The sequence below is a fragment of the Nonomuraea terrae genome, assembly GCF_044465245.1.
GTDB classification, from domain to species: domain Bacteria; phylum Actinomycetota; class Actinomycetes; order Streptosporangiales; family Streptosporangiaceae; genus Nonomuraea; species Nonomuraea terrae.
Genome location: NZ_JBITLL010000004.1, coordinates 1069754 through 1084526, shown reverse-complemented (window position 1 = coordinate 1084526; position 14773 = coordinate 1069754). Strand labels below are relative to the sequence as shown.

16 protein-coding genes are annotated in these 14773 nt (G+C 71.3%); 8 read left to right on the top strand and 8 right to left on the bottom strand.

Going from position 1 to position 14773, the window contains the following annotated elements:
* Positions 1-10: 10 nt before the first annotated feature.
* Positions 11-664, bottom strand: coding sequence for an NIPSNAP family protein (locus ACIBP6_RS23280; RefSeq protein WP_397055218.1), 654 nt, complete (start codon positions 662-664; stop codon positions 11-13).
* Positions 665-868: 204 nt separating this feature from the next.
* On the opposite strand from ACIBP6_RS23280, the gene ACIBP6_RS23275 reads away from it, so the two are divergent.
* Entirely contained in the window at positions 869-1156 is a 288-nt protein-coding gene (locus tag ACIBP6_RS23275; RefSeq protein ID WP_132613969.1) for a hypothetical protein, read from the top strand.
* A gap of 45 nt (positions 1157-1201) precedes the next feature.
* Positions 1202-1459, top strand: a complete 258-nt coding sequence (locus tag ACIBP6_RS23270) for a hypothetical protein (protein ID WP_397055216.1) — start codon at positions 1202-1204, stop codon at positions 1457-1459.
* 218 nt (positions 1460-1677) lie between these two features.
* Here the strand turns inward: ACIBP6_RS23270 and ACIBP6_RS23265 are convergent, their stop codons facing one another.
* Entirely contained in the window at positions 1678-2424 is a 747-nt protein-coding gene (locus ACIBP6_RS23265) for an SDR family oxidoreductase (protein ID WP_397055214.1), read from the bottom strand.
* Between the two features lie 66 nt (positions 2425-2490).
* Positions 2491-3351 carry a flavin reductase family protein gene (locus ACIBP6_RS23260; protein WP_397055212.1) on the bottom strand — a complete coding sequence of 287 codons (861 nt, stop codon included), beginning with the start codon at positions 3349-3351 and terminating at the stop codon, positions 2491-2493.
* A gap of 1021 nt (positions 3352-4372) precedes the next feature.
* Between ACIBP6_RS23260 and ACIBP6_RS23255 the strand changes: the two genes are divergently transcribed.
* The 3 genes from ACIBP6_RS23255 to ACIBP6_RS23245 all read left to right on the top strand — a co-directional run bounded on the left by ACIBP6_RS23255 (position 4373) and on the right by ACIBP6_RS23245 (position 6708).
* Positions 4373-5110, top strand: a complete 738-nt coding sequence (locus ACIBP6_RS23255) for a GntR family transcriptional regulator (RefSeq protein ID WP_132613975.1) — start codon at positions 4373-4375, stop codon at positions 5108-5110.
* Between the two features lie 202 nt (positions 5111-5312).
* Positions 5313-5915: a GNAT family N-acetyltransferase gene (locus ACIBP6_RS23250; RefSeq protein ID WP_397055210.1), complete on the top strand. Its 603-nt coding sequence runs from the start codon at positions 5313-5315 to the stop codon at positions 5913-5915.
* Positions 5916-6027: 112 nt separating this feature from the next.
* Positions 6028-6708, top strand: a complete 681-nt coding sequence (locus ACIBP6_RS23245) for a copper homeostasis protein CutC (protein WP_397055208.1) — start codon at positions 6028-6030, stop codon at positions 6706-6708.
* A gap of 4 nt (positions 6709-6712) precedes the next feature.
* Here ACIBP6_RS23245 and ACIBP6_RS23240 read toward each other — a convergent pair whose 3' ends face one another.
* From ACIBP6_RS23240 to ACIBP6_RS23230, 3 genes are read right to left on the bottom strand one after another with little or no spacing between them, the layout of a single operon-like run.
* Positions 6713-7855 (bottom strand): DUF6986 family protein, encoded by a 1143-nt coding sequence (locus ACIBP6_RS23240; RefSeq protein WP_397055206.1) that lies wholly within the window; start codon positions 7853-7855, stop codon positions 6713-6715.
* Positions 7839-9140, bottom strand: a complete 1302-nt coding sequence (locus ACIBP6_RS23235; protein ID WP_397055204.1) for an FAD-dependent oxidoreductase — start codon at positions 9138-9140, stop codon at positions 7839-7841. The genes ACIBP6_RS23240 and ACIBP6_RS23235 overlap by 17 nt, the downstream gene beginning before the upstream one ends.
* A 26-nt stretch (positions 9141-9166) precedes the next feature.
* Positions 9167-10339, bottom strand: a complete 1173-nt coding sequence (locus tag ACIBP6_RS23230) for a class I adenylate-forming enzyme family protein (RefSeq protein ID WP_397055202.1) — start codon at positions 10337-10339, stop codon at positions 9167-9169.
* 114 nt (positions 10340-10453) lie between these two features.
* On the opposite strand from ACIBP6_RS23230, the gene ACIBP6_RS23225 reads away from it, so the two are divergent.
* The 3 genes from ACIBP6_RS23225 to ACIBP6_RS23215 all read left to right on the top strand — a co-directional run bounded on the left by ACIBP6_RS23225 (position 10454) and on the right by ACIBP6_RS23215 (position 13588).
* Complete coding sequence (locus ACIBP6_RS23225; protein ID WP_397055200.1) at positions 10454-10936, top strand: hypothetical protein; 483 nt, start codon at positions 10454-10456, stop codon at positions 10934-10936.
* Between the two features lie 147 nt (positions 10937-11083).
* Complete coding sequence (locus tag ACIBP6_RS23220) at positions 11084-11755, top strand: hypothetical protein (RefSeq protein WP_397055198.1); 672 nt, start codon at positions 11084-11086, stop codon at positions 11753-11755.
* Between the two features lie 87 nt (positions 11756-11842).
* Entirely contained in the window at positions 11843-13588 is a 1746-nt protein-coding gene (locus ACIBP6_RS23215) for a proline--tRNA ligase (protein ID WP_397055196.1), read from the top strand.
* A gap of 36 nt (positions 13589-13624) precedes the next feature.
* Here the strand turns inward: ACIBP6_RS23215 and ACIBP6_RS23210 are convergent, their stop codons facing one another.
* Together ACIBP6_RS23210 and ACIBP6_RS23205 are read right to left on the bottom strand one after the other, a co-directional pair.
* The gene (locus tag ACIBP6_RS23210; RefSeq protein WP_397055194.1) at positions 13625-14149 is read right to left on the bottom strand and encodes a ferritin-like domain-containing protein; all 525 of its coding nucleotides are present in this window, start codon (positions 14147-14149) and stop codon (positions 13625-13627) included.
* Positions 14146-14652 carry a hypothetical protein gene (locus tag ACIBP6_RS23205; protein WP_397055192.1) on the bottom strand — a complete coding sequence of 169 codons (507 nt, stop codon included), beginning with the start codon at positions 14650-14652 and terminating at the stop codon, positions 14146-14148. Before ACIBP6_RS23205 ends, ACIBP6_RS23210 begins: the two co-directional genes overlap by 4 nt.
* Positions 14653-14773: the final 121 nt, after the last annotated feature.

The following is a 14773-nucleotide window of genomic DNA, read 5'->3' as shown; positions in this document are numbered from 1 at the left end:
GGGCAGACGGTCAGCGCAGCGACGAGCGGGCCGTGGGCCGCAGGCGCAGCCGTACGGGGGCGGCGGTGAGGCACGGCGCCAGCATCGGCAGGTCCACCTCCCGCTCCGCCTCCGGCGTGTCGAAACGGGCGAACCACACGAACACCTTCACCCCGGTCCGTACGGGCAGCCGCGGAAAGGTGTTCCGCGCGGGCTCGGTCTCGAAACAGGCCACCGGCGGCACCCCGGCCTCGGCCAGCACCGGCGCCGCCGCACGGGCGAAGAGACCGGCGAAGCCGTCCGTGACGTGATAGACCGTGGCGACGTAGGACGACGGCGGGGCCTTGGCCGCGCCCACCGGCGGACGCTCCGAGACCTGGAACTCCGGGCCGGCCGGGCGTAACAGGAGCACGTCGTCGGAGCTCTCCATCGTGGCGTTGGCCGCGTCGCGGTGCGCGCGCCACACGGGGCCGCCGTAGAACGCCTCGAGCGACGCGCGGCGCGACTCCATGTCAGGGAAGGCCCGCACCCACGGGAACGTGTCGGGCGCGTCGGGATCGCGGAAGGTGCCGGTGACGCGTATGCCGACCGCTTCCTGCGGCTCGACGAACTCGCGCTCGAACAGCGCGATCAGCTCGTCGCGCCGTCCGGGGCGCATCGTGTAGTTGCGCAGCTCGTAGATCATGCGCGGATGGTAGCCATGGTCACCGACATCCGACCGTCGAACAATATTCTGATTACTCATAGCTACCGATTGGCAACGCAGGGTTATATGCTCGCACTGCCTTGATCCCCAGGGGTCAAGGAAGGTCAAAGGAAGGGCGTGCGCCTCGGGGCCCCGGCGTCCGACCCGTCCCGGAAGGCTTTCCCCACTGGCGAAGGAGCAGAAGTGATCAAAAGGACGTCCGCCGTCGTGGCGATGCTCGCAGCGGTCGGCGGCAGCGCACTATTGGCAGCCCCCGCCCATGCCGACGACGGCTGGCGCAGCCCCTGGTCCGGTGCCAACTGGGGGGTGAACCGCAGCGCCAACGGCGACTCGCTCCAGACGGGAAACAACTTCGGCGACGTCCTCGCCGGCATCCGCGGCGCGGGCTTCTCGACCAACGTCAACAACACCAACGGCATCGCCGCGACGTCCGCCCACGGCGGCATCACGGTGATGTACATCTTCGACTGACCGGCTGACGTTCCGCACACAAGCACTCTCTGGAAGGACATCGACATGATGAAGAAGCTCTGCGTGACCGGTCTCATCGCCGCCGCGGCGGGCGTGACCCTGATGTCGGCTCCCTCGTACGCCGACGTCAACGCGGGCAACACCAGCGTCAACCGCGCCTCGTCGCAGTCGGGCAACAACTTCGGCAACGTCGTCAGCACCAACGTGAACGGCCGTGCCGCGACGGGTGTCAACACCGTCAACGGCAACGCCGTGATCGGCGCCTACGGCAGCGACCTGCTCGTGGACGACGTGGTCGACTGACCTGCCGACGCGCGCCGCGCCCCTGCGGGACGCGGCGCGTCCGGAGCGCGTGCGAGCCGGGTCCCGTGACGGCCCCGGCTCGCGCCGTTCCCGCACCGCCTCCGGTGCGGGTGCGATGACGCGCCCCAGCCCCGGGCCGGGTCGAGCTCGCCGAGAAGGTCCTTGCTGCCGTACCCCATGTCCTTCTCCAGGCCGGGAGCGACCCGGCCCGGTCCATGTCAGCAGGTGATCCCGCCGTCCACCGGGATCACCGTCCCCGTCAGGTACGCCCCCGCCCGCGAGGCGAGGAAGATCGCCGCGCCGGCCATGTCGTCCGGCCGTCCGATGCGCCCCAGGGGCACGTTCGCCGCGATCGACTTGCGCGTCTCCGGGTCGTCGAGCGCGAACGCCATCATCTTCGAGTCGAACGGCCCCGGTGCGATGGCGTTCACCGTGATGTGCTCCTTGGCCAGGTGCTTGGCCAGGTGCCGGGTCAGCATGTGCACGGCCGACTTCGTCGACGAATACGCGTAGGTCGGCAGCGCGGGCACCTTGATGCCGTCGATCGAGCCCACGTTGATCACCCGCGCCGGGTCGTCGGCGCTCGCCGCCTCCCGCAGCTGGGGCAGGAACTTCTGGGTCAGATGGAAGACGCCCTTGACGTTGATGTCCCAGAGCTTGTCGAAGGCGTGCTCCGGATACTCCTCCAGCGGCGCGCCCCAGGTCGCCCCCGCGTTGTTCACCAGCACGTCCAGCGGCCCGTCCACCGCGGCCACCAGCGTCTCCAGCCCCTCGGGCGTCGACAGGTCGGCCGGTACGGCGACGCAGCCCAGCTCCGCGGCCGTCTTCTCGACCTCGGCCGACTTGCGGGCGGATATATAGACGTTCGCCCCTGCCTGTACGAAGCCGGCGGCGATCATGCGTCCGATGCCGCGCGACCCGCCCGTGACGACGACCGTCTTGCCTTCCACCGAGAACAGAGTCATGTTCCGGAAGCATGCCATACCGAACGGTCGGTTGCCAGAAGCCCGGGATGCGCCCTGGCGCCGGTCTCAGCAGGCAGGCGCGGGCTCCAGCAGCGCGGCGGGTTGCGGAGGTGCGGCGGTCTTCGGCGGTGCGGCGGTCTTCGGCGGTGCGGCGCTGAAGGAGCCGTACGCGCCGCGGAAGAAGACCAGCGGGTCGCCGTCCGCGAGGGCGGCGAGCCGGAGCACCCGGGCCACCACGATCGTGTGGTCGCCCGCCGGGTGCTCGGCCTCGATCGCGCAGTCCAGCCAGGCCAGCGCGCCGTCCAGCACGGGGTTGCCGCCGGGGGAGCCGCTCCACGACAGGCCGGCGAACTTGTCGCCGCCACGGGAGGCCAGCCGGGCGCAGACGTCCCGCTGGTCGCCCGCCAGCACGTTCACGGTGACGACTCCGGCGTCGCGCACGCGCGGCCAGCTGGAGCTGGTGTGCGCCACGCAGAACGCGACCAGGGGCGGGTCGAGCGAGACCGAGGTGAAGGAGTTGACGGCCAGCCCGCACGGCCGCCCGTCCCGCGGATCCACCGCCGTGATCGCCACCACCCCGGTCGCGAACGTCCCCAGCACCTCCCGAAACCGCCGCCCCTCGACCATCCCGGCCACACGCGGGCCGGACACCCCAGGCACACGCGGCCCGTCCTCGCTGTGGTCGCTCCGCCCCTCCGCACGGTCGTGGGGCTGTCCCTCTGCGCTGCCGTCGAGCCGGCGCTCCAGCCGCCGCTCCACTCGATCGCTTGAGCGGCCGTTCGGCTGGTCGGCCTCGGCGGTGGTGGGGCCGGCGCCGGACGCGCGGAGGGGCGGCAGGATGACGCCCCGGCGGGTTCTGCGCCTGCGGGGCACGAGGATGCCGCGGCAGCCGTCCGCCTTGCCGGTCCGGGCAGCGCGTGTGCTCATGTCCGCCTCCAAGTCCACCGCACCAGATCAAACCAAGCGCTTGCTTGGACGGTAGGGTTGGCGGAGAGTGCTGTCAAGTGCCCCCGGACCCCCGGACGGCTCGCCCCGATCGCCCCTCTCGGAGTCTGCATGACCATCCCCCAGCCCGCGAGGACCCGACCAGGACGGTCTCGGTCCGGCGACGGGATCGGTACCGACGAAACCATTGGTCCCACCCTGACGAAGCGGCCCACAGCCCAGGCCCCGAGGGCCGATGATGGGGGAGGCGTCGACGCGGACGGCTCGGACTTGGCGGCACACGTGAGAGGTACGTACGGGACGGCGGCCCCGGCGACGGGGCCGCGGAAGACGGTTTCGTGCGTCCGTCATGACGTCTCCCGGATGAGTCGCCCCTGCACTCGCGCCCCGCCTGACGACGACGAAGCCCCCATCGGCTGATGGAGGCGTCGGGTCCCTTCGGAGGAAAGCGCGCCCTGGCGGGCGTGGGGGACCCGCCAGGACGCGCTTCCTGCCCCGCGTGCGGCGGCGCCAGGACTCCGGCGAGGGATGGAGTCCTAGACCGCTGGTTCGCACACGGAGTCGATGGGGGAGCACGAAGGCCCCTGCTGCCGGCAACGTGCGTCGATGCGTCGAGCTGCGCCGACCAGGTCATCAATGGAGTGCGCGACGGGGGCGCCACCCTCCTCGTTCGCGACAAAGGATCCGTCAGCGCACCACACGGTCAGCTCAGCGAACACCGATGGCACGGAAACACCACTGCTCTGGTAGGTGTGGGTTACCCCATCGCGACTCAACCCGTAACGCAGTAAACGAGTTGCTTCGCGGGGGTCATGCCAGGGCAGTAATGGCGTACCCGTGCGGACCGGCAACACTGGCCCTCACCCCCTCACCGGCCTTTAGATGGATTTGTACCAACGAATGGATGATGGGCCGGTCGAAGGGGTTCGGTCAAGGGGTTGTGGCCTGCTAGAACCAGATCGTCTAAATTGTTGGAACAAAAGGGGTGAAAGTGGCAAGGTCGGTGCTGTATCAGCAGGTGGCTTCGGAGTTGCGACGAGCCATCTACTCGGGTGTCCTCGGCCCCGGGGCGCAGCTTCCGACCGAGGCACAGCTCATGGAAGACCATGGGGTGAGCAGGAACACCGTGAGGCTGGCCCTGGGCGAACTCGTCAACGAGGGACTCGTCACGCGTACGCCGCGCCGCGGAACCGTGGTGAGAGACCGCCGGCCGCTGCTGATGTACCCGCAGCGGGAGCTGGAGCCACAACCCCGTGGGGAGCTGAAAGAGGCCTTCGCCTATGCCGTGTCGCAGGAAGGCCGCGAACCCAGCCAGTACATCGAGGTCCTGACGGTGTCTCCGGTCGAGGAGATCGCCAGCAGGCTCCAGCTGGCAGACGGGGAATTGGCGGTGGTCAGACGCCGTCTGCGTTTCGTCGACGGTCAGCCGTACAACACCAACGATTCCTACTTTCCCCGTGATCTGGTGGCCGACTCCGAGATCGCCAGGCCCGGGGACATCGCGCGAGGGGCGAACCGGGTGCTGGAGGAGCTCGGGCATGCGCAGGTGCGCGTCGTCGACGACATCTGGGCACGCATGCCCAACCAGGAGGAGGCGGAACGCCTTCAATTGGAACTCGGCACACCCGTCATGGTCTATGTCCGAGTTGGGTACGACCGGGCCGACATGCCCGTTCGTGTCGCCGTGTCGGTGCTGCCCGCCGACAAGCATCTGATCAGGTACGAGCTCGATCGCCGCTAAGAGCTCAGGGTGAAGGGGTGATCCCGCCGGCCGGGCGCAGCGAGAAATAAGCCGCCTCGCTGGCCATGGGGAGTCGTGCATACTCCCCTAAATCGCCATTTATCCATATATATCGGGTTAAGGCCCCATTTCGGCCCCACGCGACATTGCCTCATCACGCTACGTGTCAGCGTGGAAACCCAACGCGACGAAGGGCTTACTCATGCACACCCCCACCCTGCTTCATCCTCTCGCGCTCCGCAGAGCCGAGCCGGCGGACCTCCACGGCGTACTCAAGCTGCTCGCCGACACCTCCGAGTGGCTCTACACGCAGGGAGTGCGGCAATGGCCCCGCGGAGGCTTCGGCCCCGAGCGGATCGAGCCGCTGATCGAGGAGCGGGTGCTGTTCCTGCTGGACGACGAACTTCGCTACCTCGACCCCGGCGCCTCGGCGCCGCCGGTCGCCACCATAGCCCTCGACGAACACGCCGACCCTGAGTTCTGGACTCCCGGCGACGACCCCGGCGCGGCGCTGTACGTCCACAAGCTCGCCGTCGCCCGCAACTGGTCGGGCAGCGGTCTCGGCGACGCCCTGCTGGACTGGGCCTGCGCCGCGGCGTACGCGGCCGGGCTGCCCTGGCTGCGGCTCGACTGCGCGAAGACCAACCTGCGGCTGCAGGACTACTACAGAAAGCGCGGCTTCCGGCACATCCGCACGGTGGATCTGCCCCACCGCGCCTCGGGTGCGCTCTTCGAGCGCCCGTCCGAGGACGTGTCCCCCACGGTGTTCCGCGACCTCACGGCGGCGGAACTGATCAGCGCCTGACCGGCTCGACGGCGGCCCGGCCCCACGCCAGGGGCCGGGCCCGGCTTCTCGCCGGGGGCTTTGCCCGTGATCCACAGCAGAAAGGGGCAGAGCACCATATAACCTCTGCTGCATGACCGGATCCCTGCTCGAGGTGATCGCGCTGAACGTGCGCGACGCCGTGGCCGCCGAACAGGGCGGAGCCGACCGGCTGGAGGTCGTCGCCGACATGGCGGCCGACGGGCTGACCCCCTCGCCGGAGACGGTCGCCGCGATCGCGGCGGAATGTCCCCTTCCGCAGATGGTGATGCTCCGCTGTGACGCGAACTTCACCGCCGACCCCGACGTCCTCGACCGGCTGCGCCGCGACGCCAAGGATCTCGCCCAGGCGGGCGCGGCGGGATTCGTGTTCGGCTTCCTGGACGGCGCGGGCGCCGTCGATCTGACGGCCACCGAGGCGCTCATCCACGCCGTCTCCCCACTGCCGTGGACGTTCCACCGCGCCGTCGACCACGCCGCCGACCTCCAGGCGGCCTGGCGGGCCGTACGGCTGCTGCCCAACCTCGCCACGGTGCTGACCTCCGGCGCCCCGACGGGCGTGGGCGACGGCCTGGGCGTGCTGAAGGCACGCGCCGACGCCGGGGACGCCTCCATCATCCTGGCCGGCGGCGGCCTGCGCCCCGGCCACGTGCCGGCCCTGCTCGGCTACGGCATCCGCGCCTTCCACGTGGGCTCCGCCGTACGGGCGAGCTGGTCGGACCCGGTCGAGCGGCACCTGGTCCGCCAGTGGCGCGACCTGGTCGAACGCGACTGACCCGTCAGGGGAGAGTCGCGTCGGCCCGGCGCAGGGCGGCGGCGAGCGTGCGGATCGTGGCGGGCTCGTCCAGCACGCCGCCCTCGGCCGCGCGCCGCTCCTCCCAGGCCCGCACCCGCTCCCGATAGGAGTCGTAGCGGGCCAGGTGGAAGGCGTAGACGGTGGCGAAGCGGCTCACCAGGTGCGAGGGGTGCATGTCCCAGCCCTGGTGGAAGCCGTGCCGCAGCGAGTGCCTGACCAGCTCGGCGTGACGCCGCCACAGCACGTGGACGTCGAGCGTCCGGTCGGAGGCGGGCGCGGCGGCCAGTGACCCGTCCGACAGCTCCACCCCCGTGCCGGCGAGCGCCGTCTGCATCACGTGGCGCGCGTGGTCGCAGGCCGGGTGGTCGAGCCGCTGCTCGTGCGGCGGCAGCCCGATCGCGGCGGTGTAGTCGAAGACCCCGAAGTGCGCCGCCGCCAGCCGCCCGCCCAGCGACTCGTTGAGGTCGCCGCGCAGGAACGCCAGCGTCTGCGGCGCCTCCACCTGCATCTCGAACCGCAGCCGCACCCCGAGCTCCGCCTCCAGCCCGGCCAGCACGCCCGCGAACTGCCCGAGGTAGGACTCCATGAGGATCTTGGGGAAGGTCACCGTGAAGCCGTCCGGCAGCCCTCCGGCCCGCTCGGCCACCCCCGTGACGAACCTCTCCAGCGTCCGCGCCGAGCGTTCCGGGTCGCCGTCCGCGAACGACTTCACCCGGGGCCCCCACCGCCGCGGCAGCGTCCCGGCGTCGCTCATGGCGGCCACCGCGGCGACGGACTGATCCACGTGACCGTCCTCGACCGGCCCCGGCCGCAGGCCGTAGCCGTCCTCGAAGTCGATCCGCAGGTCCTCGACCGGCTCGGTGGCCAGCTTCAGCAGCACCTTGTCGTGGACGACCGCGGCGAGGCCCCCCGGCACACCGAAGACCTCGGCCATCTCCTCGGCGCTCGCCAGATGGGACTTGAGCAGCGACAGCGCCCGCTCGCCCCAGTCGGCGACGGTGCGCTCGGTGAACCGGTCGGCGGGCACGTACACGGTGTGGACGGGCTGCCAGGCGGGCTCATCGGCGGGATACCGGGCCCGCTGCAGCCGGTACGCCTCCTCGAATCCCTCAGGGACGGCACGCACGGAGCATGGCCTCCAAACCCACGAGCTTGACGCGTTCGCCGCGCCCCAGCGTCTTGGCCAGCTCCGCCTCGGCGGCCTCGACGGCCAGCCACTCGTCGTAGGTCACCGGCCGCACCCCGCGCGAGGCCAGCAGCGCGCCGATGCCGTCGTGACCCACGCGCTCGCGCCCGTCGAGGTCGGCCAGCAACGTCCGGACGGTCTCGGCCGCGTCGGACTTGTTGGTGCCGATCACCCCGGTCGGCCCGCGCTTGAGCCACCCCGCCACGTATTCGCGCTCGCGTACCCGCCCCGCCTCGTTGGGCACGGTCATGGTCCGCTCCGAGAACGGCACCCCCGGCAGCGGCACGCTGCGGTAGCCCACCGAGCGCAGCACCATGCCGACCGGCAGCGTCTCGAACTCGCCGGTGCCGACCACGCGGCCGTCCTCCGACAGCCGGGTGCGCTCCAGCTTCAGGCCCTCGACCCGTTCGGCGCCGAGGATCTCCACCGGCCGCATCCAGAAGCGCACGTCGAGCCGGCGCGGACGCCCCACCGGCTCGCGGGCGGCCCACGACTGCAGCACCTTGATGTTGCCCTGCACCTGCCGCGGGAAGTCGCCGCCCAGCACGACGGCCTCCTCGGGGCGTACGCAGACGTCGGCGTTGGCCAGCTCGCCCAGCTCGCGCAGCTCCTTCAGGGTGAACTTGGCGTGCTCCGGCCCGCGCCGGCCGATCATGTGGATGGCCTTCACCTGGCTCTCGCCGAGGCGTTCGAGCACCTCGTGGGGCACGTCGGTGGCGCTCAGCTCCTCGGCCGTCTTGGCCAGGACGCGTACGACATCGACCGCCACGTTGCCGACGCCGATGACCGCGACCTCGGAGGTGTCGAGCGTGAACCGGTCCGGGTCGACGTCGGGGTGGCCGCAGTACCAGTTGACGAAGTCGGTCGCCGCCACGCTGCCCGGCAGGTCCTCGCCGGGGATGCCGAGCTTCCTGTCGACCATGGCGCCCGTGCAGTAGACGACCGCGTCGTAGACGCCGAGCAGGTCCTCGACCGTCAGGTGCTCGCCGAGCGTGACGCCGCCCAGGAAGCGCACCTGGGGAAGCTCCAGCACCCGGCGCAGGTAGTTGGCGATCGACTTGATCGAGGTGTGGTCGGGCGCCACGCCGTACCGCACCAGCCCGTACGGCGTCGGCAGGCGTTCGAGCACGTCGACCGCGACCGGCTCGGCCGACTGCTTGACCAGCGCCTCGGCCGTGTAGATGCCGGCCGGTCCCGATCCGATGACCGCCACGTGCAAGGTCACGCTGCCTCCCTCTGCCGATGCTCGGTTCACGCGGGCACGCGTCCCACCAGATGCAACCGGCCAATGTGATCGATGTATCCCCGGTCCCCGGTGCGGATGAACCCGTCTTTGGCGAATGCCGGGCGCCGGGGGATATCGCCGACATATCCGCTCATCACCGCCCGGGAGCGGAGGAGCACCTCGCCCTGCTCCCCGGCGGGCAGGACCCGCCCCTCCACGTCTCTGACGGACACGTCCACCCCGCCGCGCGGCCTGCCGACGCTCTCCTCGGCGTCCTCCGGAGGGTCGCCGGGCGCCGTGCCGAGCCCAAGACCGGCCTCGGTGCAGGTGTAGCGATTGCAGACGGGCACGCCGTACCGCTCGCGCAGGCCCCTGATCAGCTCCGGCGCGGCCGGGGCGCCGCCGCACAGCACGAGCTCCAGGTCCGGCAGATCCGCGCCGAGCGCCAGAAGGCGCGACAACTGGTACGGGCTCCCCTGCAGCACCCCGATCCGGTGCCGGCGCAGCACCTCCAGGGCGGCTTCCGGCGTCCATTCGGGCAGGACGTGACAGGTCCGCCCCATCTGCAGGAAGACCGGCAGCCGGGTGGCGAACCCGAGCCGCCCGAGCGGGTGCGGCACCAGACGGGCCTCACCCGTGCCCCAGCGCAGCCCGGCGCCGTGGGCCCGGATCGCCTCCAGCTGCCGCTCGCCGAACAGCACGCCCTTGGGCGGCCCCGTCCTTCCCGAGGTGAACGTGATCACCACCGGCCGCCCGGGATCGGGCGGGAACGGCGGAGGCGGCGGCTCGGCCCTGCGCAGCCCGTCCAGCCGGGCGGGATCGTAGGAGTGCGGCTCGCGCGGGCGCCGGTCGAGCGGCAGCGTCACGACGTCGATCCCGGTCAGCGGCGGCAGCACGCCGGGGGCGGTGACCACGACGGCCGGGTCCGGCGCGGCGGGCAGCTCCGCCCGCCGCGCCCCGACGCCGGCGGTGACCGCGCCGATCTTGGCGGCCGCCACGTAGCAGATCACGAACTCGGGCCCGTCGGGCAGCGCGAGGATCACGATGTCGCCGATGCGGCACCCGCGATGGGCCAGCCCGGCGGCCACCTCGTCGGAGAGGCGGTCGAGCTCGGCGAACGACAGCGGCACAGATCCGGTGAACACGGCCGCGCGCTCCCCGAACCTGCGCGCGGCCTCTCCGGCCAGCAGGCCCAACATGGCAGCTCCCGGGGCAGAGGGCGCACCTCCACGCTACTCGCCCGCCGTGCTGTGTGAAGTGGGAAGCGGTTCGCGGCAAGGACTTGCGGGAAGGTGAGGGGGCGATCAGAGTGGATGCTCGTGAAGCGAAAGCACGCGCTGCGACGGCCGGAGGGCGGGCCGTTCCCTGATCAAGGCGACGATCTCTCGCTCACCAGCGCGCGCAGGTACGAAGCCTTCGGCCGGGTGATGGCCGCGCTGGCGTCCGAGGCCGACTTCATCGAGTCGTGCCGCGACCTGACCTGGTGGCGCGGGTCCGACCACAGCTGGCACATCGAGTGGCGTGACGGCCCCTACGCGTCGGAGGTGGCCGCCCTCCTCGCCGACGAGGTGCGCGACCCCGACTACGACGGCTCCCTGGTCACCCAGGCAGGTCCGGGCGGCGACGGCTCGGCGGTGCTCGACGTGATGGGCGTGCGGTTCGAGCTGCGCGCGGTCGACCCGATGGGACGGGCCACCGTACGCGCCCGGCCCGGCCTCTGGCGCCTGGCCGAGGCACTCGACACCACCCGCCGCACCAACACCCGTCATCCCTGGGAAGAGCTGCTCGGTGGTTAGCCGTCCCACATCGGGGAATCCCTCTGTGGGACAGAAGTGACCGTTTTGTCCCTAAGATGACCCAAATTTGCCTTTTTTGTACGGTTACATAATCTGGTGGTGGTCATCCCTATCTGTAACCGGGGGAGGTTTGACCAGGGACTGGAGATGAACAACACCACCATCGAGTACGCAGACTTCGCCGAGTACGACAGGCGGCAGCGCGCGATCGAACGTCACCTGCTGGTGGCCTTCGCCGGGGGACTGACCGTCGGCCTGATCGGCATCCTCTTCGCCGGGAACGGCCCCGGATGGGTCGGCCAGATCTACGATCCGTACGCCTACCTCGCCCTCTCGCTCGCCGTGGGCGCGAGCGCGTCCGGCTTCGCCTGGGCGCTGGTGACCACGTTCCTGGCGGCTGTCTCCGCCCTGGTCGGCACCATGGCCGCGGGCGCGCTGCACGGCCGCGACATCCTCGAGATCGTCGGCTCCGACGCGGCCGGGCTCAACTGGACGCTCGTCCTGCTCGTCGGTCTCGGCCTGCTGGCGTACGCCACGCGCAGGGACGACGGCTGGGGCGACCTGGCCGCGGGGGCGGTCGGCGCGGCGCTCATCGCCGACGTCGTGGACCGCGCGACCCCCGGTTTCATCGAGAGCGAGCAGTCGTTCTGGCCAGGGCCCGCGATGGCGATCGGGCTGTTGTCCCTCGTCCTCGTGCTCGCGCTGCGCAGGAACACCCGGGGACGCCTGCGCGCCCTCGCGCTGTCGGTCGTCTTCTCGGGAACGTTCGCGGCCTGCCTGGCCGCCTTCGTCGCGGGCTGGTTCCCCCTGGCCGTCTGAGGGTCGCCGCGCGATAACGACGAGCGCCGTACCACGCCGAGTCGATAGCCTGTAATCCTCCATCAGGGTTTCGAGCAAGGAGTGGCCGTGTTGCTGCGCATGTCGTCGTTGTTTCTTCGCACCCTGCGGGACGACCCGGCAGACGCGGAAGTCCCGAGCCACAAGCTGCTCGTCCGCGCCGGTTACGTCCGCCGGGTCGCGCCCGGGATCTACTCCTGGCTGCCCCTCGGCAAGATGGTGCTGGAGAACGTCACCAGGATCGTCCGCGAGGAGATGAACCGGATGGGCGGTCAGGAGGTGCTCTTCCCCGCCCTGCTGCCCCGCGAGTACTACGAGGCCACCGGCCGCTGGACCGAATACGGCGACAACATCTTCCGCCTGCAGGACCGCAAGGGCGCCGACTACCTCCTCGGCCCCACGCACGAGGAGCTCTTCACCGACATGGTCAAGGGCGAATACTCCTCGTACAAGGACTATCCGGTCATCCTCTACCAGATCCAGACCAAATACCGCGACGAGGCGCGGCCCCGCGCGGGCATCCTGCGCGGGCGCGAGTTCCTGATGAAGGACTCCTACTCCTTCGACCTCGGCGACGACGGCCTCAAGCGCTCCTACGAGCTGCACCGCGAGGCCTACATCCGCACGTTCGACCGCCTCGGCATCAACTACAAGATCGTCTTTGCCCAGTCGGGCGCCATGGGCGGCTCGGCCTCCGAGGAGTTCCTCGCGGCCACGCCCACCGGCGAGGACACGTTCGTGGCCTGCCGCTCGTGCGGCTACGCCGCCAACGCCGAGGCCGTCACCACCCCCGCGCCGGCCGCCCGTTCCTACGACGACGTGGCGCCGATGAAGGTCCTCGACACACCCGACACCCCCACCATCGAGACGCTGGTGTCGTACGTCAACGAGCACCACGGCCTGTCCGTCACCGCCGCCGACACGCTCAAGAACGTCGTGGTCAAGGTCTCCACGCCTGGCACCGACAAGGTCGAGACGCTGGTCATCGGGGTGCCCGGCGACCGCGAGGTCGACTTCAAGCGCCTGGAGGCGGCGCTGTCGCCCGGCGAGCCCGCCATCTTCGAGGCCGCCGACTTCGACAAGCACCCCGGCCTCGTCCGCGGCTACATCGGCCCGCAGATCCTGCGCGAGCTCGGCATCCGCTACCTCGTCGACCCCCGGGTCGTCACCGGCACCTCGTGGGTGACGGGCGCCAACGAGCCCGGCCGGCACGCCGTCGACGTGGTCGCCGGCCGCGACTTCACCCCCGACGGCACCATCGAGGCCGCCGAGGTGCGCGCCGGCGACCCCTGCCCGCGCTGCGGCTCCGCGCTGTCCATCGACCGCGGCATCGAGATCGGCCACATCTTCCAGCTGGGCCGCAAATACGCCGACGCCGCCGGCCTCGACGCCCTCGGCCCCGACGGCAAGCCGATCCGGGTCACCATGGGCTCCTACGGCATCGGCGTCTCCCGCGCGGTGGCGGTCATCGCCGAGCAGGCGCACGACGAGCTCGGGCTCGTGTGGCCGCGCGAGGTCGCGCCCGCCGACGTCCACATCGTCGGCACCGGCAAGGACAACCAGGTCGAGGCGGCGCTCCAGCTCGGCGCCGAGCTGGAGGCGCGCGGGCTGCGCGTCCTCGTCGACGACCGGCCGCAGGTGTCGCCCGGCGTGAAGTTCAAGGACGCCGAGCTCCTCGGCGTGCCGACGATCGTCGTGGTCGGCCGCGGCCTGGCGCAGGGCGTGGTGGAGCTGCGCGACCGCGTCTCGGGTGAGAAGTCGGAGATCCCGCTGGCGGAGGCCGCCGACCGCGTCCAGGCCGTCTGCGCCGGCTGATCCCGCACGCCGCGCGGGCTGACTTGGCCCGCGCGGCTACTCTGTCACGCCGCTGCCCGCCCCCGAGGAGGGTGCCGCGGACGGCGTCGTTGTGGGGGCCGCTGATGGGGTGGGCGTCCGGGTCGAGCCCGGCATGCCGGGGAAGGCCGGCGGCTGGGCCGGGCGGAAGGCGTACGCGCGGGTCACCGCGTCCTGCATGGCCTTGGCGGCGTAGCGGCGCAGCGACGGATCCCGGGCGGAGGCCAGCTCCAGGTAGGCGGCGGTGACGCCGTTCTCCAGGTGCACCGCCAGGTTGGTGGCCAGCGTGGCGTTGGAGGGGAAGAACGGCAGCGTGTAGGAGGCCTCCGCCTCGGCCGGCTTGCCGCCCCTGGCCACGATGTAGGAGCGCAACTGATCGCGCCGGGCCCGGTGCACGTCGAAGGCGTCCTCGACGCGCTCCCGCAGCGAGCCGGACGTGCGCGCCCCCAGCAGCCCGTAGGCGAACAACACCGCGTGCTCGGCCGCCAGCGCCTTGCGCAGCTTCTCGGCGTCGTCCGCCGCCGTCAGGGCGCGCCCGCTCACAACGACCTCGGCAGGGCGACGGCGTGGGCCGCCTCGCAGGCCCCGATGCTGGCGATGAGCTGCGCGACTCCGGGGGAGACCCCGGCCAGCTGCCGCGTACGCAGCTCCGCCGCCGCGCGCTCGGCGTCGCGCAACCGCGACAGGGACGGCTTCGCCGACGGCGACGCAGAAGGCGAGCCCGACGGCCGCGGCGACTGGGGCACTGACTGGGGCACCGACTGGGACGGCGACTGGGGCGCCGGCGGCACGTGCTTGCGCAGTTCGGCGAGGTGGGCCTGATGGCGCTGCCGGAACGGGATCAGCTTGTCACCCCCGTCGGCGATCAGCGACGAGTAGAGCGCGATCGTCCGCTCCTTCTCGGCGATCAGCTGCCTCAGCAGCCGCGTCTCGGCGGAGTCTTGAGCCGGGGCGGACGGCCGGGGCGGCCCTGACGAGCTGCAGGCGGCGAGAGCGGCCGCTCCGCCCGCCAGCAAGGCTCGCCGAGACAGGTGACGCGGGCGCACAGGCGTGGACCTCCAGTGACTACGGACGCAGATAGCATCGTACGGGCTGGTGCCCCGGATCGCCGTCAGGCGACGCTCCGCCATTCGACGGTGACGAGTGGCGCTCTCTCCGTGCCTTCGT